The 19,608-nt window shown below is 70.0% G+C and carries 23 protein-coding genes and 1 tRNA gene; 12 read left to right on the top strand and 12 right to left on the bottom strand.

All coding sequences use genetic code 11. The features are described 5' to 3' along the window. Positions 1-5: 5 nt before the first annotated feature. Entirely contained in the window at positions 6-782 is a 777-nt protein-coding gene (locus BM145_RS00570) for a hypothetical protein (protein WP_245738979.1), read from the bottom strand. 124 nt (positions 783-906) lie between these two features. On the opposite strand from BM145_RS00570, the gene BM145_RS00565 reads away from it, so the two are divergent. The 3 genes from BM145_RS00565 (at position 907) to BM145_RS00555 (ending at position 4,153) form a co-directional block, all read left to right on the top strand. Then, positions 907-1,137, top strand: a complete 231-nt coding sequence (locus tag BM145_RS00565) for a hypothetical protein (RefSeq protein WP_093329992.1) — start codon at positions 907-909, stop codon at positions 1,135-1,137. Positions 1,138-1,191: 54 nt separating this feature from the next. Beyond that, positions 1,192-3,567: a hypothetical protein gene (locus tag BM145_RS00560; RefSeq protein ID WP_093329989.1), complete on the top strand. Its 2,376-nt coding sequence runs from the start codon at positions 1,192-1,194 to the stop codon at positions 3,565-3,567. Positions 3,568-3,628: 61 nt separating this feature from the next. Next, entirely contained in the window at positions 3,629-4,153 is a 525-nt protein-coding gene (locus BM145_RS00555; RefSeq protein ID WP_093330769.1) for a gamma carbonic anhydrase family protein, read from the top strand. A gap of 380 nt (positions 4,154-4,533) precedes the next feature. Here BM145_RS00555 and BM145_RS00550 read toward each other — a convergent pair. After that, positions 4,534-4,608: transfer RNA gene (locus tag BM145_RS00550), tRNA-Gln, on the bottom strand. Positions 4,609-4,666: 58 nt separating this feature from the next. Beyond that, the gene (locus BM145_RS00545; protein WP_093329987.1) at positions 4,667-5,761 is read right to left on the bottom strand and encodes a branched-chain amino acid aminotransferase; all 1,095 of its coding nucleotides are present in this window, start codon (positions 5,759-5,761) and stop codon (positions 4,667-4,669) included. Positions 5,762-5,823: 62 nt separating this feature from the next. On the opposite strand from BM145_RS00545, the gene BM145_RS00540 reads away from it, so the two are divergent. Further along, positions 5,824-6,312, top strand: coding sequence for a MarR family transcriptional regulator (locus BM145_RS00540; RefSeq protein WP_093329984.1), 489 nt, complete (start codon positions 5,824-5,826; stop codon positions 6,310-6,312). Here the strand turns inward: BM145_RS00540 and BM145_RS00535 are convergent. The 5 genes from BM145_RS00535 to BM145_RS00515 form a co-directional block, all read right to left on the bottom strand. Further along, entirely contained in the window at positions 6,309-7,115 is an 807-nt protein-coding gene (locus BM145_RS00535) for a pyrroline-5-carboxylate reductase family protein (RefSeq protein ID WP_093330766.1), read from the bottom strand. The two genes, BM145_RS00540 and BM145_RS00535, sit on opposite strands and share 4 nt — an antisense overlap. Further along, entirely contained in the window at positions 7,115-7,621 is a 507-nt protein-coding gene (locus BM145_RS00530) for a type III secretion system chaperone family protein (RefSeq protein ID WP_093329982.1), read from the bottom strand. The genes BM145_RS00535 and BM145_RS00530 overlap by 1 nt, the downstream gene beginning before the upstream one ends. Before the next feature lie 53 nt (positions 7,622-7,674). Beyond that, positions 7,675-7,938, bottom strand: coding sequence for an accessory factor UbiK family protein (locus BM145_RS00525; RefSeq protein ID WP_093329979.1), 264 nt, complete (start codon positions 7,936-7,938; stop codon positions 7,675-7,677). Between the two features lie 29 nt (positions 7,939-7,967). After that, a complete protein-coding gene (locus BM145_RS00520) occupies positions 7,968-8,486 on the bottom strand; it encodes a TspO/MBR family protein (protein WP_093329975.1) in 519 nt (172 codons plus the stop codon). 122 nt (positions 8,487-8,608) lie between these two features. Then, positions 8,609-9,361, bottom strand: coding sequence for a TlyA family RNA methyltransferase (locus tag BM145_RS00515; protein ID WP_093329972.1), 753 nt, complete (start codon positions 9,359-9,361; stop codon positions 8,609-8,611). A 46-nt stretch (positions 9,362-9,407) separates the two neighbouring features. Between BM145_RS00515 and BM145_RS00510 the strand changes: the two genes are divergently transcribed. Both BM145_RS00510 and BM145_RS00505 read left to right on the top strand, forming a co-directional pair. Next, positions 9,408-9,635 carry an antitoxin MazE family protein gene (locus tag BM145_RS00510; RefSeq protein WP_093329970.1) on the top strand — a complete coding sequence of 76 codons (228 nt, stop codon included), beginning with the start codon at positions 9,408-9,410 and terminating at the stop codon, positions 9,633-9,635. Further along, positions 9,629-9,946: a type II toxin-antitoxin system PemK/MazF family toxin gene (locus BM145_RS00505; protein WP_245739007.1), complete on the top strand. Its 318-nt coding sequence runs from the start codon at positions 9,629-9,631 to the stop codon at positions 9,944-9,946. Before BM145_RS00510 ends, BM145_RS00505 begins: the two co-directional genes overlap by 7 nt. 2 nt (positions 9,947-9,948) lie before the next feature. On the opposite strand, the gene dxs is transcribed toward BM145_RS00505, so the two are convergent. The 3 genes from dxs to BM145_RS00490 are packed head-to-tail and all read right to left on the bottom strand — an operon-like array spanning position 9,949 to position 12,810. Then, the gene (gene dxs, locus BM145_RS00500) at positions 9,949-11,874 is read right to left on the bottom strand and encodes a 1-deoxy-D-xylulose-5-phosphate synthase (RefSeq protein WP_093329964.1); all 1,926 of its coding nucleotides are present in this window, start codon (positions 11,872-11,874) and stop codon (positions 9,949-9,951) included. 55 nt (positions 11,875-11,929) lie between these two features. After that, positions 11,930-12,391: a Fur family transcriptional regulator gene (locus BM145_RS00495; RefSeq protein ID WP_093329960.1), complete on the bottom strand. Its 462-nt coding sequence runs from the start codon at positions 12,389-12,391 to the stop codon at positions 11,930-11,932. 38 nt (positions 12,392-12,429) lie between these two features. Then, positions 12,430-12,810 carry a MerC domain-containing protein gene (locus BM145_RS00490; protein ID WP_245738978.1) on the bottom strand — a complete coding sequence of 127 codons (381 nt, stop codon included), beginning with the start codon at positions 12,808-12,810 and terminating at the stop codon, positions 12,430-12,432. A 146-nt stretch (positions 12,811-12,956) separates the two neighbouring features. Between BM145_RS00490 and BM145_RS00485 the strand changes: the two genes are divergently transcribed. From BM145_RS00485 to rpsI, 3 genes are all read left to right on the top strand, one after another. Then, positions 12,957-14,012 (top strand): COX15/CtaA family protein, encoded by a 1,056-nt coding sequence (locus tag BM145_RS00485; RefSeq protein ID WP_177200033.1) that lies wholly within the window; start codon positions 12,957-12,959, stop codon positions 14,010-14,012. A gap of 119 nt (positions 14,013-14,131) precedes the next feature. Continuing rightward, a complete protein-coding gene (rplM, locus tag BM145_RS00480) occupies positions 14,132-14,611 on the top strand; it encodes a 50S ribosomal protein L13 (RefSeq protein WP_093329955.1) in 480 nt (159 codons plus the stop codon). Continuing rightward, positions 14,611-15,159 carry a 30S ribosomal protein S9 gene (rpsI, locus tag BM145_RS00475; RefSeq protein WP_093329951.1) on the top strand — a complete coding sequence of 183 codons (549 nt, stop codon included), beginning with the start codon at positions 14,611-14,613 and terminating at the stop codon, positions 15,157-15,159. The genes rplM and rpsI overlap by 1 nt, the downstream gene beginning before the upstream one ends. Before the next feature lie 284 nt (positions 15,160-15,443). Here rpsI and BM145_RS00470 read toward each other — a convergent pair whose 3' ends face one another. Then, complete coding sequence (locus BM145_RS00470; protein WP_177200032.1) at positions 15,444-16,313, bottom strand: metal-dependent hydrolase; 870 nt, start codon at positions 16,311-16,313, stop codon at positions 15,444-15,446. A 67-nt stretch (positions 16,314-16,380) separates the two neighbouring features. On the opposite strand from BM145_RS00470, the gene BM145_RS00465 reads away from it, so the two are divergent. From BM145_RS00465 to BM145_RS00455, 3 genes are all read left to right on the top strand, one after another. Continuing rightward, positions 16,381-16,980 (top strand): TetR/AcrR family transcriptional regulator, encoded by a 600-nt coding sequence (locus tag BM145_RS00465; RefSeq protein WP_093329945.1) that lies wholly within the window; start codon positions 16,381-16,383, stop codon positions 16,978-16,980. 87 nt (positions 16,981-17,067) lie between these two features. Then, on the top strand, positions 17,068-18,114 hold the full coding sequence (gene obgE, locus BM145_RS00460; RefSeq protein ID WP_093329942.1) for a GTPase ObgE: 1,047 nt from the start codon (positions 17,068-17,070) through the stop codon (positions 18,112-18,114). A gap of 13 nt (positions 18,115-18,127) precedes the next feature. Beyond that, complete coding sequence (locus BM145_RS00455; RefSeq protein WP_093329938.1) at positions 18,128-19,588, top strand: hypothetical protein; 1,461 nt, start codon at positions 18,128-18,130, stop codon at positions 19,586-19,588. Positions 19,589-19,608: the final 20 nt, after the last annotated feature.

Raw genomic sequence — 19,608 nt, 5'->3', positions numbered from 1 at the left:
CCAGGCTACCGCGCCACCGCTACCGGCGTCAGCTGTGCGGAATCGAGGTGCCAGCGAAGCTGCGCGGGCGTGGCGCCGTCGACGTCGTTGATCCGGCGCACCACGTATTGGCCGCGGAACCGCTGGCGCGTGCCGTTGTCCAGCGTCGCGTCGACGATGACGGGCACCGGCTGGTAGATCGACCCGGCGGCGCCCTCGCCCGGCTTCAGCGCCCCGATCGTCACATGCGTCGATCGGGTGCGCGCGAACCCCGCCTGGAACGCCGCCCTGGTCTGTCCGGGTCGCCCGTTCTCCCCCCATTGCGACCAGGCCGTGTCGTAATCGCCGGCGTCGATCGCGGCATAGTAGCGGCGGACCACGTCGGCGGCGGCCTCCATGCTCTTGGGCGCCGGTTCGCACCCGGCCATGGAGGCGCCCTGCCCGTCGAACAACGCGCAGGCGCGCGCGATCTCGTCCTCGATCATCGCGCAGCTGTTCGCCACGTTGCAGGGCGGGTGCGTGGCGGGCGAGACGTTGACGCACACCGCGACCCGCGCCTTCGCCGCCGCCTGGCCGATCTCCGCCGCGCAGGATCGCGGGCGCGCGCTTCCTGTGCGGATCGGCGTCGAGGCGGCTGACGGAGCGGGTGCCGGACCGGCCTGTGCCGAAGCATCCGGGGCGGCATCGTTCGACGCCGTGACCGTAGCGGCCAGCGCGTTGTCGTTGTCGGACCGGGTGCCGCAGGCCGCCGTCATCAACGCGACCGCCACCACCCCGCCGATCCGCGCTGCCCGCCACCGCATGCTCCGTTCTCCTTCTTCCCCGCGCTACACGGTCGCGCCATCATGAGGAACCGTCGCCGCCGCAACGCGCGGCACTATCCGGCGCATCCGACCGTTAGCGACCGGACATCTCGGAGACGCGATCATGACCGACGACACCGCCACCCGTACCCGCCAGCGCGAGATCGCCAGCGAACACCTGTTGTTCAAGCTGATCGAGTATGTCGAGGCCCGGCACCCCGGCCTGCTCGATTTCCTCGACGCGAGCCTGGATCATCTCGGCGATCCCGCCCACGACGCGACCAAGGATGACGAAGGCGTGCGCGACATCGCGCGGCGGATGATCGTGGGCGCCCGCAAACAGGGTACGTCCTGATCCGCCACGCCAGCAAAGTGATGCACCGGCAGGTCGATCGTCTATAGGCTCGCCATGCCGCGTCCGTCCGCCCGCCTGCTCGCTCTCGCCCTGCTGTTCTCCATGGCTCCGGCGCGGGCGCAGCAGAACGGGTTCGACCTCGCCGGTCCCGGGCTGTCGATCGCGGTGCGGCGCGGGCCCGCGCAGTTGCCGCTCGCCGCCGTGCCGTCGCTGCACGGTGGCGATCGCCTGATCGTCCGCGCGGACATGCCGGCCGACAACGCCGGACGCTACCTGGTGATCGTCGCCTTCCTGCGCGGCGCGACCGCGCCCCCGCCCAAGGATTGGTTCTTCCACGCCGAACCGTGGCGCAACAAGAAGAACGTCCTCGATATCGCCGTGCCCGAGGGCGCCGAGCAGGCGGTGTTGCTGCTCGCGCCGGACGCCGGCGGCGGCTTCGACGCGGTGCGCGAGGCGGTGCGCGGCCGCCCGGGCATCTTCGTCCGCGCCGCGCAGGATCTCTACCAGGCGTCCCTCGACCGTGCCCGGCTCGACACCTTCGTGAACGGCATCGCGCGGATCAGCGACACGGAGCCGGAACGGCTCGCCACGGTCGCCCCCGTCCTTGCCCAGTCGCTGCGCATCAAGCTGAACGGCGAATGCCTGTTGCGGCAGCGTGCCCTCCAGGCTGCGTGCCTGACGCAGAACCGCGACTCCCTGCTGCTCCAGGCCCAGCGCGGCGCCACTTTCGCCGAGACGCTGACCGGTACCCCCGTCGACCTCGCCTATCGCGTGGCGGCGACGCGGGAGGGCGGCGCTGGCTATTACAGCCCCTATATCGGCCTCGCGCGCGACCTGGCGCGGCTGTTCGGCGCGTTCCGCAGCGCGCAATATCAGTACGTCCCGGCGCTGGCGCTCGCCGACGGAGGCCGCGTGCGGTTGCAGCTCAACACCGCGCCCTCGTTCCAGAACCCCCGCTCCGTGCTGGTCGCGCCGCTGCCGCCGATCGGAACCGCCGTCCCGCCCGCGTGGCAGCCGGCCGCCGCCAAGCCGGTCTGCCTGGGCCGGAACGACGCGGTGATGCCGCTCGACGACGCGTCGCTGCTGTTCTCCACCGATTACGCGCACGACCTGACGCTGCGGGTCACCTCCGCGGACGCGACGGTCACCGACCTGCCCGTCGTCCGCGACGTCGAGCGCGGCGGCATCCGGCTGGCGATGGACGGCGCGCCCGCCATTCCCGGCCGGGTGACCGGCGCGGTGTTGCGCGGTCGCTGGGGCTTCGATCCGTTCGTGGGTCCGCGGCTGCCGGTGCAGTTCGACGCGCAGCCCCGATGGACGCCGCAGCCCAACGACGCCGTCGTCGTCGGCCGCGACTCCTCGCTGGTGTTGCGCGGCGGGGCGCCGGCCTGCGTGACGCATATCGCCTTGCGGACGCGCGACGGCACCGAACGGACGCTCGCCTGGAAGGCGATCTCCGCCGAGGCGATCGAGACGACGCTTCCCCTCGCGCGCGTGTCGCCGGGTCCGCTGGAGCTGATCGTCGGCCATCACGGCGTCCCGCGGCCGACGACGATCACCCTGACGGGCCGCGTCGAGGCGAGCCGGCTCGACGGGTTCACGATCCATGCGGGCGATCGCACCGGCCTGCTCACCGGCAGCCGGCTCGATCAGGTGACCTCGCTCGATTTCGGCGGCCGACGCTTCGCCGCCGGCGCCGTGACCCGCGGAGACGATGGCGACCGGTTGGAGATGACCGCCGACGCCGCGCCGGGCGCGAGCAGCGGCGCGGGCGAGGCAAAGGTGCGGATGCGCGACGGCCGCGTCGCCACCGTCGCGGCGACCCTCACCCCGCACCGCCCCCGGTTGACGGTGATCGGCCGGTCGGTCGAGTACGCGCCGCCCGCCGGATCGCTGCCGATCGTCCTGCCCGACGGCCTGGCACCGGCGGGCGCCACGCTGACCTTCTCGCTGCGGGTGGAAGGCGGCGTCGCGCCGGACGATCAGGTGGAGATCGCCGCGGTCGACGGCGACGGCGCCGCCCGGCTGACCGTCGCGTCGGGCCGGCTCCAGCGGGTCGGCGCCGACATCGCGGTGGCCAGCATCGCGCCGGCAGCGTTGCTCGGCCCGGCGGCGACCGGCGCGCTCAGGATACGCCTGTGGCGAGGCGGCACGGCGAGCGACTGGCAGCCGCTCACCCGCGTCGTCCGCCTGCCGTCCCTGCGCGGGATCGACTGCGCGGGGACGCAGGAATGCACCCTATCCGGCCGCGACCTGTTCGTGATCGCCGCGATCGGCGACACCGCCGACCTCGCCCGTGCGGTCACGCTGCCTGCCGGGTTCGTCGGCACGTCGATCACCTTGCCAGCGCCGACCGATCGGACGATCTTCCTGCGCCTGCACGACGCGCCGGACACGACCGTCCGGGTCGATCTGCCCGCGAAGGGGTGACATACAAGTCCCCGTGCTGACGGCGAAGGCGACGGCAGCAACGAAGGAGAACAACAGTCTCATGGCCCGCTACGCGATCGACGGCAACGAACCCACCCTGGCACCGGGCGTCTGGATCGCCCCCAGCGCCGACGTGATCGGCGACGCCAGGCTGGGACAGGACGTGAGCGTCTGGTTCGGCGCCGTCATTCGTGCCGACAACACGCCGATCGTCATCGGCGCGCGCACCAACGTTCAGGAGGGGGCGATGCTTCACTCCGATCCCGGCGCGCCGCTGACGATCGGTGACGGCGTGACCATCGGTCACCACGCGATCTGCCACGGCTGCACGATCGGCGACAACGTGCTCGTCGGCATGGGCGCCATCATCCTCAACGGCGCCGTCATCGGCGACGACTGCCTGATCGGCGCGGGCGCCCTCGTGACGGAGAACAAGACCTTTCCGGCCGGCAGCCTTGTCGTGGGCTCACCGGCGAAGGCGGTTCGGCAACTCTCGCCGGACGACGTCGCCAGGCTGCGCGCGTCCGCGACCGGCTACGCCGCCAAGGCGCGTGATTACGCCGCGGACCTGCGACGGCTGGATTGAACGGCCGTCCCGCCGGGACAGGATGTCGAACGTGCCCGCTCGCACGGCACTGTTCGACACACAGCGACGCTCCGGCGAACAGGGTCAGCCGGGCGTGCCGGGAAGGCCGAACCGACCTTCAACATCATTCCACGCCAACGCAGGCCAGGGCTCAGTTGCGAGTCGCACATCGTGGACGAGGCACGTCGCCGCGATGTTTTCCCACCTGGGCCCCTCTTCCGCCGGGCTGGAACCAAACATCATTCGTAGCAAACCGCGCTGCGGCGCTGGCCATGCTGGATAGCAGGCAAGGCAACTCTACATGGAGCCGTCACGCCCTCCGACCCTATCCAGAGGACGGAAACGGTTTTGGCCGCCAATCAACGACTTAGATGTCATGATGGCTGGGGCGGCAGGATTCGAACCTGCGTATGACGGTACCAAAAACCGTTGCCTTACCGCTTGGCGACGCCCCAACGAGCGGCGGCTTATAGCGGCTCTCTGCGAGGTGGGAAGCCCCGCGCTGTCATCGTGTCAGCTGCCGAGCGGGTGCACCCAGCCATGGGGATCGGGCGCTTGGCCGCGCTGGATGGCGGCGAGCGCGCGGTGGAGGCGCTGGGTGACCGGTCCGATGCCGCCGTCGCCCACGGTGAAGCGGCCGTCCGCTCCCGCGACCGTACCGATCGCGGTGACGACCGCCGCGGTGCCGCACGCGAATGCCTCGGTGAGCGCGCCGCTGACCGCGTCCGCGCGCCACGCGTCGATCGCGTACGGCTCCTCGCGCACCGCCATCCCCTCGGCGCGGGCCAGGGTCAGCAGCGAGTCGCGGGTGATGCCGGGCAGGATCGTGCCGGTCAGCGGCGGCGTGACGAGGCTGCCGTCGGCGTGGACGAAGAACAGGTTCATGCCGCCGAGTTCCTCCACCCAGCGCCGCTCGGCCGCATCCAGGAAGACGACCTGATCGCAGCCCTGGCCGATCGCTTCCTTCTGCGCGATCAGGCTGGCGGCGTAGTTGCCACCGCACTTCGCCGCGCCGGTGCCGCCGGGCGCGGCGCGCGTGAAGTCGCGGCTGACCCAGACGGAGATCGGCCGCGCCCCACCCTTCCAATAGGCACCCACCGACGAGGCGATCACCATGTAGAGATACTCGGCCGCCGGCTTCACGCCCAGGAACACCTCGGACGCGAACATGAAGGGACGCAGGTACAAGGCGCCCTCCTCTCCTTCCGGGATCCAGTCGCGATCGGCGGCGACCAGCCGCTCGATCGATTCGACGAACAGCGCCTCGGGCAGTTCCGGCATGGCCAGCCGCCTGGCCGAATCACGAAAGCGGCGGGCATTGGCGTGCGGTCGGAACAGCGCGGTGCCGCCGTCCGCCTGGCGATAGGCTTTCAGGCCCTCGAAGATTTCCTGCGCGTAATGAAGCACCGACGAGGCGGGATCGATGGGCAGTGCCCCGCGCGGACCGATATGCGCGTCGTGCCAGCCTTCGGCGTCCGAGTAGCGGATCACCGCCATGTGATCGGTGAACACGCGGCCGAAGCCGGGATCGATCAATCGCTTGGCACGCTCCGCCGCCGCGACGGGCGCCTCGTGCGGCTCCAGGCGAAAGGCGGATGAAATGGACATGATCGGGAACCTTGCTCGATGCGGGTTGCCGTCGACTAGGCACGATGGCTAGACGGGTCAACATGGCTGCCTCAGCACCTTCCGCGCCCGCCCTGTTCCTCCGCGAGCCCGAATTGCGGCGCGGCATGGAACTCCTGTATTTCGGGCAGAGCCATCTGATCCGTTCCATCGACCGCGGGTTGGCGGCGCAGGGGCTCGGCCGCGCGCACCACCGGGCGCTCTACTTCATCGCGCGGCAGCCCGATCTGACGGTCAGCGACCTGTTGGCGCTGCTGGCGATCACCAAACAGTCGCTCGGCCGCGTGCTGACCGAACTGGCCGAGCGCGGCTATGTCGAGACGCGGACGGGTGAGCGCGATCGTCGCCAGCGGCTGCTGCGGCTGACGCCGATGGGCGCGGCGCTGGAGAGCGACCTGTTCGATGCCGCGCGCGAGAAGATGTCGGCGGCCTACTCGCGCGCCGGGCCGGAGGCGGTGGCCGGATATTGGAAGGTCTTGGAAGGATTAATTCCCGAGGACGAGATGCCGCAGGTCGAGCGGCTGCGCGGCTAGCGCGCCGCCGCGGCCATCTCGGCATTGCGCCGCGCCGACGCGGCGAGCGTCCGACGCAGCAGGTCGACGAGCGCGTCGTCGCGGTCGAGCACGTTCAACCCCTCACGCGTCGATCCACCGAGGCTGGCGACCCGGTCGGCGAGGGTCGCCGGCGCCTCATCGGCGGTCAGTGCCATCTCCGCCGATCCGGCGAGCGTCGCCAGGGCGAGGCGCCGTGCCTGATCCTGCGGCAGGCCGAGCGACGTGCCCGCGGCCGCGAGCGCGTCGGCGAAGCGGAACACGAAGCCGGGGCCGCAACCCGCCAGCGCGGTGACGGCGTCGAACATGCCCTCGTCCGCGATCCACTCCGCCAGTCCGAGCGGCGCGGCCAGTGCCGTGGCGGCGTCGCGCACGCCGGCGTCGGCACTGCTGCTGAACAGCGCCGTCACCCCGCGCCCGATCGCGACGGGCAGGTTGGGCATCGCGCGAACCACGGCGCCGGCGGGGATACGTCCGGCGAGTGCGGGCTCCTCCACCCCCGCGAGTACCGAAACGAGCAATCGTGGGCGAATCGACGCCAGCATGGGCGCCACGGCGTCCAGCTGCTGCGGCTTCACCGCGAGCACCAGCGTCGCTGCCCTCTCGTCGACCGGCGGTGCACGCAGCGAGCGGATGCCGTCGGGCACGCCGGCACCGCTGCGGGTGACCACGGTGACGGTGGCCGGATCGAGCCCGGCGTCCAGCCAGCGGCGCAGCATCGCGCCACCCATATTGCCGCAGCCGATCATCCATAACGGGCCGACGGGGAATGCCGGGCGAGGCATCATGCTTCCCCTTGCGTCTCGACCATCGCCGCGGCGATCGCCTCGCGTGGGGTCTTGCCGCCCCACAACACGAACTGGAAAACCGGGTAGAAGCGCTCGCACTCCTCGATCGCCGACTCGACCAGCAATTCGGCGCCGGCGAGCGACAGTCGCGGCTCGTCGTCCCCGCCGGCATCGATCATCGCGGCGTGGCGGAACAGCAGAATGCCGCTGGACGACCACAATTCGAAATGGCCGATCCACAGCTGCTCGTTAATGAGCGCCAGCACCTCGTGGATCGCGGCGCGACGATCGTCGGCGACCTTGATATCGGGAAAGGCGAGGAACTGGAGGACGCTGTCGTCCTCGCGCCACAGCGCGCGCAGCTCATAGGTCGCCCAGCTGCCCTTGACCGACGCGATGATCTCGTCGTCATGCCGATCATGGTCCCAGCCATGCGCGGCATAATATCCCTCCAGCGTGTCGATGGGGGCGTCGTCGTCCTGATCCTGACTCTGGTCCAGCATGGTGCCTTGTCGCACGGGTGGGCGGCCGACGGAAGGCCGACGCCCGACCGCGTTCAGACGGTAGGAAGCGGATCGGCCGCCTTGGCCTCCAGCGCGTCGAGACGCGCGCGCAGCACGTCCGCTTCGTCGCGGGCGGCGGCGGCCATCGCCTTGACGGCGTCGAACTCCTCGCGCGACACGAAGTCGAGCCCACCGATCCACTCGCGCGCCCGCGCCCGCGCCGACTGCTCCGCCTCGCGGCCGACGCCCGCCAGCGTCCCCGCGGCACCGTTCAGCAACTTGGCGACGTCGTCGAAGAGGCGGTTCTCGGATTGCATAACGGTTCGACTTTCGGGAGGTACGGTGATTACAGCATTTGGGAGGTACGGGCCGCCGGGGCAAGGGTGGCGGCACCGGGATTGAGCCGGCCGATGCTCCACGACAGCACGCCGGCGAAGCTGATCCACACCAGATAAGGCAGCATCAGCCACGCCGCCGCGGTGCGGATGCGGCCGAAGGCGACCGTCGTGGCGATGCCGACCAGCACCATGGCCCCGATCAGCATCGTCGCCGCGTCGATCCGGTGCGCGCCGAAGAACAGCGGCATCCAGACGAGCGCCATCGCGAATCCAACGGCGAACAGCCCGACCGCGCCCTTGCGCCCCCGCGCGCCGCGCGCGTTGAGCACCATCGCCAGCGCGAGCCCCATCAGGATGTAGATCGTCGTCCAGGCCACCGGAAACACCCAGCCCGGCGGCGTCAGCGCGGGTTTGGCGAGCGCCCGATACCAGCCATTGTCGTCGCCCGCGGGCACGATCCGGCCGGAGGCGAAGCCGAGCAGCAGCACCGCCGGAACGGTGACGGCCGCCCAGCGAAGAAACGACATTCGCAACTGGCCCTTCGATGCGATCCCGCCCACAATCGTCCCCCGGTCGATAATTGCCGCTTCCTGCCGCAGGAAAGCGCGGGCGTAAACCGCTCCGTACCGGGCTGCGTTCCGCTTCGGGATCAATCGTCGCCCGCGGGCGCGTCGAGCTGCCCGGCGATAAGGAACTCGACATTTCCTTCCGGCCCGGTGATCGGGCTGGTGGTGGTGCCGAGAACGCGCCATCCCTGCCCCGTCAACCAGGCCGCGACCTCGCCGACGACGCGGGCGTGGACGGCGGGATCGCGGACGACGCCGCCTTTTCCTACCTCCGCCCGCCCCGCCTCGAACTGCGGCTTGACCAGCGCGAGCAGCCGCGCGCCGGGGCCTGCGAAGGAGAGCGGCCGTTCCAGCACCTTGGCCAGGCCGATGAAACTGGCGTCGCAGACGATCAGGTCGACCCGCTCCGGGACGTGCGCCGCCGTCAGCACGCGCGCGCTGGTCTGCTCGTGCACCACCACGCGCTCGTCCTGACGCAGCTTCCAGGCGAGCTGGTTGGTACCGCTGTCGACGGCGTACACCCGCGCCGCGCCGCGCTGGAGCAGCACGTCGGTGAAGCCGCCCGTCGACGAGCCGACGTCGATCGCGACGGTGCCGGCCACATCCCAGCCGAACTCGTCCAACCCGTGCGCCAGCTTGATCCCCCCGCGCGACACCCAGGGGTGATCGCGCCCGCGGACGTCGAGCACGACATCCTCGGCCAGCACCTGCCCCGGCTTGTCGACCTTGCGGTCGCCGGCGAACACCAGCCCCGCCATGACGAGCGCTTGCGCCCGCGTGCGCGATTCGGCGAGCCCGCGATCGACAAGCAATTGATCGACGCGAATCTTGGGCAAACGGGAGTTTCCTTGACGGCGGAAAGTAGCGCGCTACTTTCCGCCCATGAATGACGCAAGTCCCGGTCGATACGACAAATTTCGCGCCTATCGTGCGCGCAAGAAGGCGGCAGGGCTGCGAGAGGTACGTTTGTGGCTGCCTGACACGCGTTCGCCCGAGTTTCAGGCGGAAGCGAAGCGGCAGGCTGCGTTGCTCAACCACAGTCAGGACGAACAGGATGCCATCGCGATGATGGATCGTCTGGCGGCGGAGGCGCGGGACGATTGGTGCTGAAACGCGGCGACATCGTTCGTGTCGCCGAAGGCAAGCCACGACCGGCCGTGGTCATCCAATCGGATTGGCTGGTGACACCCGACCGGATTCTGCTTTGTCCGCTGACGTCGCAGCTCATCGACGCGCCCATTTATCGACCTACCCTCGTACCCGATAAAGGCAATGGCCTGCTTGCGCCGTCACAGATGATGGTCGATCAGATCGGAGCGGCGCGGCGCACGCGCATCGATGGCATTATCGGGCACCTGTCCTTCGATGATCGCGAGCGCCTCTCGGCTTCGCTTGCGATCGTCCTCAGGATCGCCGGCTAAGCTTACGCCCGCGCGCCCTCGCTGACGCCCGCGCTGTTATGCCGCAGAGCGGTCAGCACCGTGGTGACGATCGCGTCCGCGTCCAGTCCCGCAGTCGCGTACTGCAGTTCCGGCTTGTCCTGATCCTGGAACAGGTCGGGCAGCCGCATCGTGCGCAGCTTCAGCCCGCCGTCGATCAGCCCTTCGTCGCTCGCCAGCGTCAGCACGTGCGCGCCGAGGCCGCCGACGGCGTTCTCCTCGATCGTCACCGCGACCTCGTGGCTGGTCAGCAACCGGCGGATCAGCGCTTCGTCGAGCGGCTTGGCGAAACGCAGGTCGGCGACCGTGGTCGACAGGCCCTTGGCCTCCAGCTGATCGGCCGCGCGCTGCGCCTCCGCCAGCCGCGTGCCGAGCGACAGGATCGCCACCGTCTTGCCCTCGCGCACGACGCGGCCGCGGCCGATCTCCAGCCGCTCGGGCACGTCCGGCAACGCCACGCCGGTGCCATTGCCACGGGGATAGCGCACCGCGATCGGCCCCGTGTCGTGCAGCACGCAGGTGTGCGTCATGTGGACCAGCTCGGCCTCGTCGGCCGCCGCCATCACCACGAAATTGGGCAGCGTCGCCAGATAGGTCACGTCGAACGACCCGGCATGCGTCGCGCCGTCCGCGCCGACTAAGCCGGCGCGGTCGATCGCGAAACGGACGGGCAGGTTCTGGATCGCCACGTCGTGCACCACCTGGTCGTAGGCGCGCTGGAGGAAGGTCGAGTAGATCGCGCAGAACGGTCGCATCCCTTCCGCCGCCAACCCGGCAGCGAAGGTCACCGCGTGCTGCTCGGCGATGCCGACGTCGAAGAATCGATCGGGGTGCGCGGCGGCGAACTTGTCGAGCCCCGTGCCCGAGGGCATCGCGGCGGTGATCGCGCAGATGCGTGGGTCGGTGATCGCCTCTCGCGTCAGCGCCTCGCCGAAGACGTTCTGATATTGCGGCGGTCCGGGTGGCGCCTTGGCCTGCGCGCCGGTGATGACGTCGAACTTCTGGACGCCGTGATACTTGTCCGCCGACGCCTCTGCCGGGGCATATCCCTTGCCCTTCTTGGTGACGACATGGACCAGGATCGGCCCCTCTTCCGCGTCGCGGACATTCTCCAGCACCGGGATCAGATGGTCGAGATTATGGCCGTCGATCGGCCCGACATAATAGAAGCCGAGTTCCTCGAACAGCGTCCCCCCCATGGTCATGCCACGGGCGAACTCGTCGGTCTTGCGCGCCGCTTCGGAGAAGGGACGCGGCAGCTTCTTGGCGAACCGCTTGAGCAGATCGCGAAGCCCCAGGAACTCGCGGCTCGACACGATCCGCGACAGATAGGCCGACAGGCCGCCGACCGGCGGCGCGATCGACATGTCGTTGTCGTTCAGGATCACGACCAGCCGGTTGCCCGCCTGCTCGGCGTTGTTCATCGCCTCGTACGCCATGCCGGCGGACATCGATCCGTCGCCGATCACCGCGATGCCGCGGCCGGGCCGGCCGGCGATCTTGTTGGCGACCGCGAAGCCGAGCGCCGCGGAGATCGAGGTCGACGAGTGCGCTGCACCGAACGGGTCGTACTCGCTCTCGCTACGCTTGGTGAAGCCCGACAGCCCGCCGCCCTGGCGCAGCGTGCGGATGCGGTCGCGCCGCCCGGTCAGGATCTTGTGCGGGTAGCATTGGTGGCCGACGTCCCACACCAGCTTGTCGGTCGGCGTGTCGAACACGTAATGGATCGCCGTCGTCAGCTCGACGACGCCCAGGCCCGAGCCGAGATGGCCGCCGGTCGTCCCCACCGCCGAAATCGTCTCGCTACGCAGCTCGTCGGCCAGTTGGCGCAACTGTTCCGGCTTCAGCGCGCGCAGGTCGGCGGGCGAGCGGACGGTGTCGAGCAGCGGGGTGGCGGGGAGATCAACCATCCCGCGCACTTAACCCAGCCCGGCAATGGTGTCGATTGCTACCGACGGATGACGGTCAGGCGCAGGCGGCGCAGCGTCCGCGCACCTCGATCACCGGGCGCACGGGCGAGAAGCCGGTCGCCTCCGCCGCGTTGCGGACGCCGCGGGTGACGCGGTCGTCGTCGATATGCGTCGTCTGCCCGCACGCGTCGCAGACCAGGAAGATGCAGTCGTGCAGGCAGCCGGGATGCGCGTTGGCGACGTAGGCGTTCGCGCTCTCCACCCGCTGGGCCAGATTGGCCCCGACGAACAGGTCGAGGATGCGGTACACGCTGTTGGCCGCGACTCGTCGCCCCTCCGTCTTGGAGACCGCGTCGGCGATGTCGTAGGCGGAGGCGGGCTTGCTGAATCCGGCGAGCGACTGGAACACCGACGCGCGCATCGCCGTCCACTGCTCGCCGGAGGCTTCCAGTGCCGCGCGCGCGGCGGGGACCAGATCGTCGCCCTGCGGTTCGTGGTGATCGTGCGAGTGCGCCATAGCGGAGAGGTAAGGCCGCCGGCCGGGTCGGGCAAGCCTCAGGCGGCGGCACGCCGGTTGAGGTCGTGGCCGAAGGCGAGCAGGCCGACCCCCACCATCGTCCACAGCGCTTCGCCACCCGATCCGTCGTGCGGCAGGCTCATCGCGCCCGCCATCACGCCCAGCCCGAACGCGCCCATCGCCGCGGGCATCAGATAGCCGTGAACCACCGCCCCCCGACCGAGCGCTACCGCGCCCAACAGGATCGCCAGCACCAGCCCGACCTCGTGCACCGCCGGATGGAGGAACATGCCCCCCGCCGTCGACAACAGCGCGAGCAGCACGGTGGTGGTGACGCAGTGGACGACGCACAGCCCCGACAAGCCGATCGCGAGGCGATCAAGGTCCAACGACCAGCGGGAGGGCAGAACAAGCGTCACGCGAGAGGGTATAACAACGACGCGGCCAGGTTACAACATCACACAATGTCGCGGTATGCATCGATCGCGAGCATTATCCCCGCGCCATATAACGGCTGCCTTAGCGACGCTTGGCGCGACGCCCTACCGGGAGTAGGGCATTTCCCATGCTTCAACCCAGCGCCGCGTTCATGTCCACCGCCCGTCCCGGCCAGATCGCGCGCTGGCTTTGGCTGGTGGCGGTGCTGATCGTCGCCATGGTGGTGGTCGGCGGCATCACCCGCCTGACCGAGTCGGGCCTGTCGATCACGCAGTGGAAGCCGATCAGCGGCATCGTGCCGCCGTTGACGCAGGCGCAGTGGCAGGCCGAGTTCGACGGCTACAAGCGCATTCCCGAATATGCCGCCTTCAACCGCGGCATGACGCTCGCCGGGTTCAAGGCGATCTTCTTCTGGGAATATCTCCACCGTCTGCTCGGCCGAGTCATCGGGCTCGCCTTCGCGCTGCCGCTGCTCTGGTTCGCGGTGAAGAAGCGCATTCCTGCGGGCTATGGCTGGCGGCTGGTCGCGCTGCTCGCGCTCGGCGGGCTTCAGGGGGCGATCGGCTGGTGGATGGTCGCCTCGGGGCTGACGCAGCGCACCGATGTCAGCCACCTGCGCCTCGCGACGCATCTCGGCACCGCGCTGTTCATCCTCGCCGGCATCGCCTGGACCGCGCTCGACCTTCAGAGGCTGGAGCGCAATCGCCTCGCCGCCCCTGCCCGCCTGCGTCCGCTCGCGGTGGTCGCGCTCGTCCTTCTCGCCCTCCAGATCACGCTGGGCGCCCTCACCGCCGGGCTCGACGCGGGCTACGCCTTCTCGTCATGGCCGCTGATGGGCGACGCCTGGTTCCCCGCCGGCGTGCCGATGCTGAGCCCCGCCTGGACCAACGCGGTCGACAACCCCGTCGTCGTCCAGTTCATCCACCGCTGGTTCGCCTTCGCCGCCGCCGCCGGCCTGCTCGCGCTCGCCGTCGCGGTCACGCGTGCCGGGTCACGGCTCGGCTTCCTCGTCGTCGCGCTCGTCACCCTCCAGATCTTCCTCGGCGTCGCCACCCTCCTCACCGGAGTGGAGATCGGCGTCGCCGTCGCCCATCAGGCCAACGCCGCGCTCCTCCTCCTTGCCACGGTCGCCGCCGCCCACATCGTCGGTCGCGCCGATCGGCAACGCGCCATGGTATCATGATACCCGTCGGCTCAGAGGCGGTTTGCTTGACTTGCCGGCTGTTTTCCGCAATTGGCGCATCACACCGCGCCGCTCCCTCACCGGGGCGGCGCGATCCGTTTTGAAAGGTTCACCCGCCCATGAAGGCGCTCATGAAGACCACCAAGTCGGCCAAGCCGCACGAGGTGGAGAAGAAGTGGCACATCGTCGACGCCACCGACCTCGTCGTCGGTCGTGCCGCGGTGGTGATCGCCAACGTCCTGCGCGGCAAGCACAAGACGTCGTTCACCCCGCACGTCGACTGCGGCGACAACGTCGTCGTCATCAACGCCGACAAGATCCGCTTCACCTCCAACAAGGCGGCGAAGAAGGTCTATTACAAGCACACCGGCTACGCCGGCGGCATCAAGTCGATCACCGCCGAGAAGGTGCTGGAAGGCCGCTTCCCTGAGCGCGTGCTGGAGAAGGCCGTGGAGCGGATGATCCCGCGCGGGCCGCTCGGTCGCGACCAGATGCGCAACCTGCGCATCTTCGCCGGGTCGGAGCATCCGCACACCGCCCAGAACCCTGAGGTCCTCGACATCGCCGGCATGAGCCGCAAGAACAAGGTGGGCGCATAATGTCCGACAACCGCCAGTCCCTGTCCGATCTCGGCGCCGCGCTCGGCCAGCAGCGCGAGGCCGCCGCCGCCCAGTCCGACGCCTCCGCCGACGCCTACATGGCCGGCGCGATCGAGGCGCCCGTGCAGCGCGCGCCGCTGCGCGAGCAGGAGATCGACGCCCAGGGCCGCGCCTATGCCACCGGCCGCCGCAAGGACGCGGTCGCCCGCGTGTGGCTGAAGCCCGGATCGGGCAAGATCACGATCAACGGCCGCGACCAGGAAGTGTATTTCGCGCGTCCGTCGCTGCGCCTCGTCATCAACCAGGTGTTCGGCGTCGCCGAGCGCGAGGGCCAGTACGACGTGATCTGCACCGTCAAGGGCGGCGGCCTCTCCGGCCAGGCCGGCGCGGTCAAGCACGGCATCAGCCAGGCGCTGACCAAGTACGAGCCGACGCTGCGCGCGCCGGTGAAGGCAGCGGGCTTCCTGACCCGCGACAGCCGCGTGGTGGAGCGCAAGAAGTACGGCCGCGCCAAGGCCCGTCGCTCGTTCCAGTTCTCCAAGCGCTAACAGCCACCGGATCGGGCGACCGATCCGCGGGCACCCGGCGCGGCCCGACCGACGGGGCGGCTCGCCCGCCCCGTTCGACGTCACGAATTCACTCCGTGACGGCCTCCGCAGCCTGAAAACAAAAAGGGCGGTCCCGCAAGGGGCCGCCCTTTTCATGTCATGCCGGGCTCGTCCCGGCATCCAGGGTCACGAACGCTCCGCTGCTTGGCCCTGGATGCCGGGACGAGCCCGGCATGACAGAGACTTCAGGACCGCCATCGCCTCGCGCTATCGCGACGGAGAGTTCAGGCCGCCACCGCCTCGCGTCGCGCCGCCGGCATCACCGCATCGGCATAGTCGCTCTCCGCCAGCGCGATCAGCGCGCGGTCGTCATGCTTCCACGGGTGGAAGCCGGGCAGGAAATAGCTGACCCACACGCCCGCGACCTTGCGTGCCATGCCCGGGCGCCCGAACGCGTACCAGGCGAGCTTCGCCCACACCTTCGGACCCGTCATCCCGTCCTGACGCAGCAGTTCGAGCATCCCCTTGCGGCGCCCCTGGAAGAACTTCCACGTCGTGATGAGCATCACCAGCGCCTTGACGCGCCAGCGCCGTCCGCGCGACCAGTCGCGCGTGGCGTGCATCCAGGTGTCGTAGGCGACGCCCTTGTGCTCGATCTCCTCGGCCGCGTGCCACTTCCACAAGCCGACTGCCTGCGCCTCGCCACCGGCGAGATGCTTCGGATTGGCGATCAGCTCGTGTGCCAGCATGGCGGTGAAATGCTCCAGCGCCATCGTCGCCGCCAGATTGCCGATCGGGTGGCGCCCCTTGGTCAGGGCCAGCGCCTCGTCGACGTGGCGCTCCAGCAGCGACACGTCGTAACCCTGGTCGACGACGTGGCGGTTGAAGGCGACATGCTCGCGGCTGTGGATCACCTCCTGCTTGACGAAGGCGGCGATCTCGCCGGCCAGCTTGGGCGGCGTGCCCTCGCGGAACGCCTTCACGCTCTCGCAGAAATACGCCTCGCCCTTGGGAAAGGTGACCGACAGCGCGTTGTAGAAGGCGGTCGCGATCGGATCGTCGTTCAGCCAGTAGCGACCCAGCCGCTGCCCGCGCCCGAAGCGCACGTCGCGCGGCGTGATCGTCAGGTCCGCGGGGGTGATTGCCTTGGCCACGAAAATCTCCAAAGGTAAGAGCAGCGATTGTTGCTTACAGTCGTGTAAGTAAGGTCTCCCCTCCCCCGTGTCAAACCGCCGTCGTCTCGCCCCCGAGGAATCGCGCGACCGCGCGCTGGACGCCGCACGCGCGCTGCTGATCGAGGAAGGGCCACAGGGGCTGACGCTGAAGGCGGTGGCGGCGCGGGTCGGGCGGACGCACGCCAACCTGCTCCACCATTTCGGCTCGGCCGCCGGCCTGCAACGCGCGCTGGCGGAGCGGATGGCGGCGGATATCACCGAGACGATCGGCCAGGCGGTGCGCGCCGCGCGCGCCGGTATCGCCGATCCCCGCGCCATCGTCGACCTGACGTTCGACGCCTTCGGGCAGGAGGGCGCGGGCGCGCTGGCCAGCTGGGTGATCCTGACCGGGCAGACGCAGGTGCTCGACCCGGTGCTCGACGCGATCCACCGGCTGGTCGACCAGCTGGGGGCGGAGATGGGCGGCGGCGCGGAGGCGAGCCGCTTTATCGCGGAGAACACGCTGTCGCTGGTCCTCGCCGCGCTCGGCCACGCGCTGCTCGGACCGTCGATGGCGGGGGCGTTGGGCTTGCCGGCGGAGACGGCGCGGGAGATCGCGTTGCGGCAATTGCTGCGCGCGTACGCGGCCGAAGGGAAAGCGGGCTAGGCCCGCGTCGTCGGGCGCGGCGACGCCGCGCCGGCCGGATGCAGCGCCGGGTCGCTTTAGCGACGCTAAATCGCTACGCGCTGTACCATGCACTTTCTCGACCAAGCAAAGATCTTCGTCCGCTCCGGCGCCGGCGGCCCTGGCGCCGTCAGCTTCCGGCGCGAGAAATTCATCGAATATGGCGGCCCCGACGGGGGCAACGGCGGCAAGGGCGGCGACATCGTGTTCGAAGCGGTGGCCGGGCTCAACACGCTGATCGACTTCCGCTACACCCAGCATTTCCGCGCACCCCGCGGCGAGGGCGGGTCGGGCAGCAACCGCACCGGCGGCGGCGGCGACGATCTGGTCATCAAGGTGCCCGTCGGCACGCAGGTGCTGTCGGAGGACCGCGAGGAGGTGCTGCTCGACTTCACCGTTGCCGGACAGCGCGAGGTGTTCTTCCGCGGCGGCGACGGCGGTCGCGGCAATGCCAGCTACAAGACCTCCACCAACCGCGCCCCGCGCCAGCACGGCACCGGCTGGCCGAGCGAGGAGGCGTATGTCTGGTTGCGGCTGAAGCTGCTCGCCGATGCCGGGCTGGTCGGCCTGCCCAACGCGGGCAAGTCGACCTTCATCAACGCCGTCACCAACGCGCAGGCCAAGGTCGGGGAGTACGCCTTCACCACCACCCGGCCGCAGCTGGGCGTGGTCCGCCACAAGAGCCGCGAGTTCGTGGTGGCCGACATCCCCGGCCTGATCGAGGGCGCGGCCGACGGCGCCGGCATCGGCGACCGGTTCCTGGGCCATATCGAGCGTTGCCGCGTGCTGCTCCACCTGGTCGACGCGGGCGACGCCGACGTGGCGGAGAGTTACCGCATCGTCCGCGACGAGCTGGAAGCATACGGCGCCGGCCTGGTCGACAAGCCGCACGTGGTCGCGCTCAACAAGATCGACACGCTCGACGACGAGCTGATCGAGGCGCTGTCGGCCGAACTCGCCGATGCCTCGGGCGCGGACGTGATCCCCATCTCCGGCGCGAGCGGCGTCGGTGTCGATTGGGTGCTCGACCGCCTGATCGAGGCGATCGGCCCGGCGAGCGGCGAACCCGTCGCCGACGACGGCGGTGAGGACACGGTGGAGTGGTCGCCGATCTGATCGGACGGCGGGAATGACGACGGGCGCGGACGCGACGACGCGCAGCTGGACCCTGCCCGCGCTGCTCCTGCTCGCCGTCGCGCTGCGCGGGTGGGACATCGGCAACCCGGTGCTCGACCTGGACGAGCAATGGTATCTGCTCGTCGACGATCGCGTGCTGCGCGGCGCGATCCCGTTCGTCGACCTGTGGGATCGCAAGCCCGTCGGCCTGTTCCTGCTGTTCGCCGGGTTTCGCCTGATCCCCGGCGATACGATCGTCGTCTACCAGATCGCCGCCACGATCGCCGCCGGCCTGACCGCCGCGACGATCGCCCGCATCGCCGACGCGACCGGCGCCGCGCCGCGCGGGAGCCTGGTCGCGGGCGCGCTGTACCTGCTCGCGGCCTCGGTGATCGGCGGCCAGGGCGGCCAGGCACCCGTTTTCTACAATTTACCCGTCGCGCTGGCGGCACTCGCCACGGTCGGCATGCCGCGGCTGATCGCGGCGGGCGCGACGGGGCGCATCGTCGCTCGCGGCGGCGGCGCGTGCCTGCTCGCTGGCATCGCAATGCAGATCAAATACACGGTGGCGTTCGAGGCCGCGTTCGTCGGGCTGGCGCATGTCTGGGCGTTGCGGCGGGCGGGCGGGCGCCCCGTCAGGGTCGCGCTCGTCGCGACCGGCTGGATGCTCGCGGGGCTGCTGCCGACCCTGGCCGTCGTTGCCGCCTATGCGCGGCTCGGCCCCGACGCGCTGCACGCGTTCTGGTTCGCCAATTTCGTGTCTATCACGCTGCGGCACGCCTATCCCCCGGCGCTGGTCGTCGCCAATCTCGGCAGCATCGTCGGCCAGATCGCGCCGCTGCTCGTCCCGGCCATCATCGCGATCGCCCGGCCGGGTCGATCGACCGAGGCCGCGCTGGCGCGGTGGTGGCTGGCCGCGGCACTGATCGGCTTTCTGTCGATCGGCACGTTCCACGATCACTATGCCCTGCCGCTGCTGCCGCCGCTGGCGGTCGTCGCGGCCACCGTGCTGGGTCGATCACGGTGGCTGTCGTGGACCGCGATCGTCGCCGCGCTGGCGATCTTCGCCGGGGAGCGGCTCGCCCGGCGCGACGACGCGGCGGGCGCCCGTCAGGTCATCGCCCTGGTCCGGTCGGTCGGGAGCCGGGGCTGTCCCTACGTCTTCATGGGCGACCCGATCACCTGTTATCTCGCCGATGCCTGCGTCCCCACGCCCTACGCCTTTCTCAACACCCTCGCCCAGCGGATCGAGCAGGGCGCGACCGGCATCGACGAGGCGGGCGAGGTGGCGCGGATCATGCGGAACCGCCCGCCTGTCGTCGTCACCTCCGATCGGCAGCGCATGATCTGGAACGTCGACAGCCGCCGCGTCGTCGATCGCGCCCTGGTCCACGACTACCGCCTGCGCCTGGTCGTGCCGCGCGGTCGCTGGCACACGCTGGTCTACGTGCGGCGCGACCTCGCCGAACGGTGAGCGGGCGGAACGGTTGCGCG

This window comes from Sphingomonas rubra, from assembly GCF_900115745.1.
In the GTDB taxonomy this organism is placed as follows: domain Bacteria; phylum Pseudomonadota; class Alphaproteobacteria; order Sphingomonadales; family Sphingomonadaceae; genus Sphingomonas; species Sphingomonas rubra.
This window is presented reverse-complemented; position numbering and strand designations above follow the sequence as displayed.

Excerpts from the sequence above, each read along its gene's own strand:
- BM145_RS00570 (WP_245738979.1), bottom strand. The coding sequence starts at position 782 with ATGCGGTGGCGGGCAGCGCGGATCGGCGGGGTGGTGGCGGTCGCGTTG.
- BM145_RS00525 (WP_093329979.1), bottom strand. The coding sequence starts at position 7,938 with ATGCAATCCGAGAACCGCCTCTTCGACGACGTCGCCAAGTTGCTGAAC.
- BM145_RS00545 (WP_093329987.1), bottom strand. The coding sequence starts at position 5,761 with ATGTCCATTTCATCCGCCTTTCGCCTGGAGCCGCACGAGGCGCCCGTC.
- rpsI (WP_093329951.1), top strand. The coding sequence starts at position 14,611 with ATGTCCGACAACCGCCAGTCCCTGTCCGATCTCGGCGCCGCGCTCGGC.
- dxs (WP_093329964.1), bottom strand. The coding sequence starts at position 11,874 with ATGGTTGATCTCCCCGCCACCCCGCTGCTCGACACCGTCCGCTCGCCC.
- BM145_RS00455 (WP_093329938.1), top strand. The coding sequence starts at position 18,128 with ATGACGACGGGCGCGGACGCGACGACGCGCAGCTGGACCCTGCCCGCG.
- obgE (WP_093329942.1), top strand. The coding sequence starts at position 17,068 with ATGCACTTTCTCGACCAAGCAAAGATCTTCGTCCGCTCCGGCGCCGGC.
- BM145_RS00560 (WP_093329989.1), top strand. The coding sequence starts at position 1,192 with ATGCCGCGTCCGTCCGCCCGCCTGCTCGCTCTCGCCCTGCTGTTCTCC.
- BM145_RS00535 (WP_093330766.1), bottom strand. The coding sequence starts at position 7,115 with ATGCCTCGCCCGGCATTCCCCGTCGGCCCGTTATGGATGATCGGCTGC.
- BM145_RS00565 (WP_093329992.1), top strand. The coding sequence starts at position 907 with ATGACCGACGACACCGCCACCCGTACCCGCCAGCGCGAGATCGCCAGC.
- BM145_RS00540 (WP_093329984.1), top strand. The coding sequence starts at position 5,824 with ATGGCTGCCTCAGCACCTTCCGCGCCCGCCCTGTTCCTCCGCGAGCCC.
- rplM (WP_093329955.1), top strand. The coding sequence starts at position 14,132 with ATGAAGGCGCTCATGAAGACCACCAAGTCGGCCAAGCCGCACGAGGTG.
- BM145_RS00555 (WP_093330769.1), top strand. The coding sequence starts at position 3,629 with ATGGCCCGCTACGCGATCGACGGCAACGAACCCACCCTGGCACCGGGC.
- BM145_RS00530 (WP_093329982.1), bottom strand. The coding sequence starts at position 7,621 with ATGCTGGACCAGAGTCAGGATCAGGACGACGACGCCCCCATCGACACG.
- BM145_RS00485 (WP_177200033.1), top strand. The coding sequence starts at position 12,957 with ATGCTTCAACCCAGCGCCGCGTTCATGTCCACCGCCCGTCCCGGCCAG.
- BM145_RS00510 (WP_093329970.1), top strand. The coding sequence starts at position 9,408 with ATGAATGACGCAAGTCCCGGTCGATACGACAAATTTCGCGCCTATCGT.
- BM145_RS00495 (WP_093329960.1), bottom strand. The coding sequence starts at position 12,391 with ATGGCGCACTCGCACGATCACCACGAACCGCAGGGCGACGATCTGGTC.
- BM145_RS00520 (WP_093329975.1), bottom strand. The coding sequence starts at position 8,486 with ATGTCGTTTCTTCGCTGGGCGGCCGTCACCGTTCCGGCGGTGCTGCTG.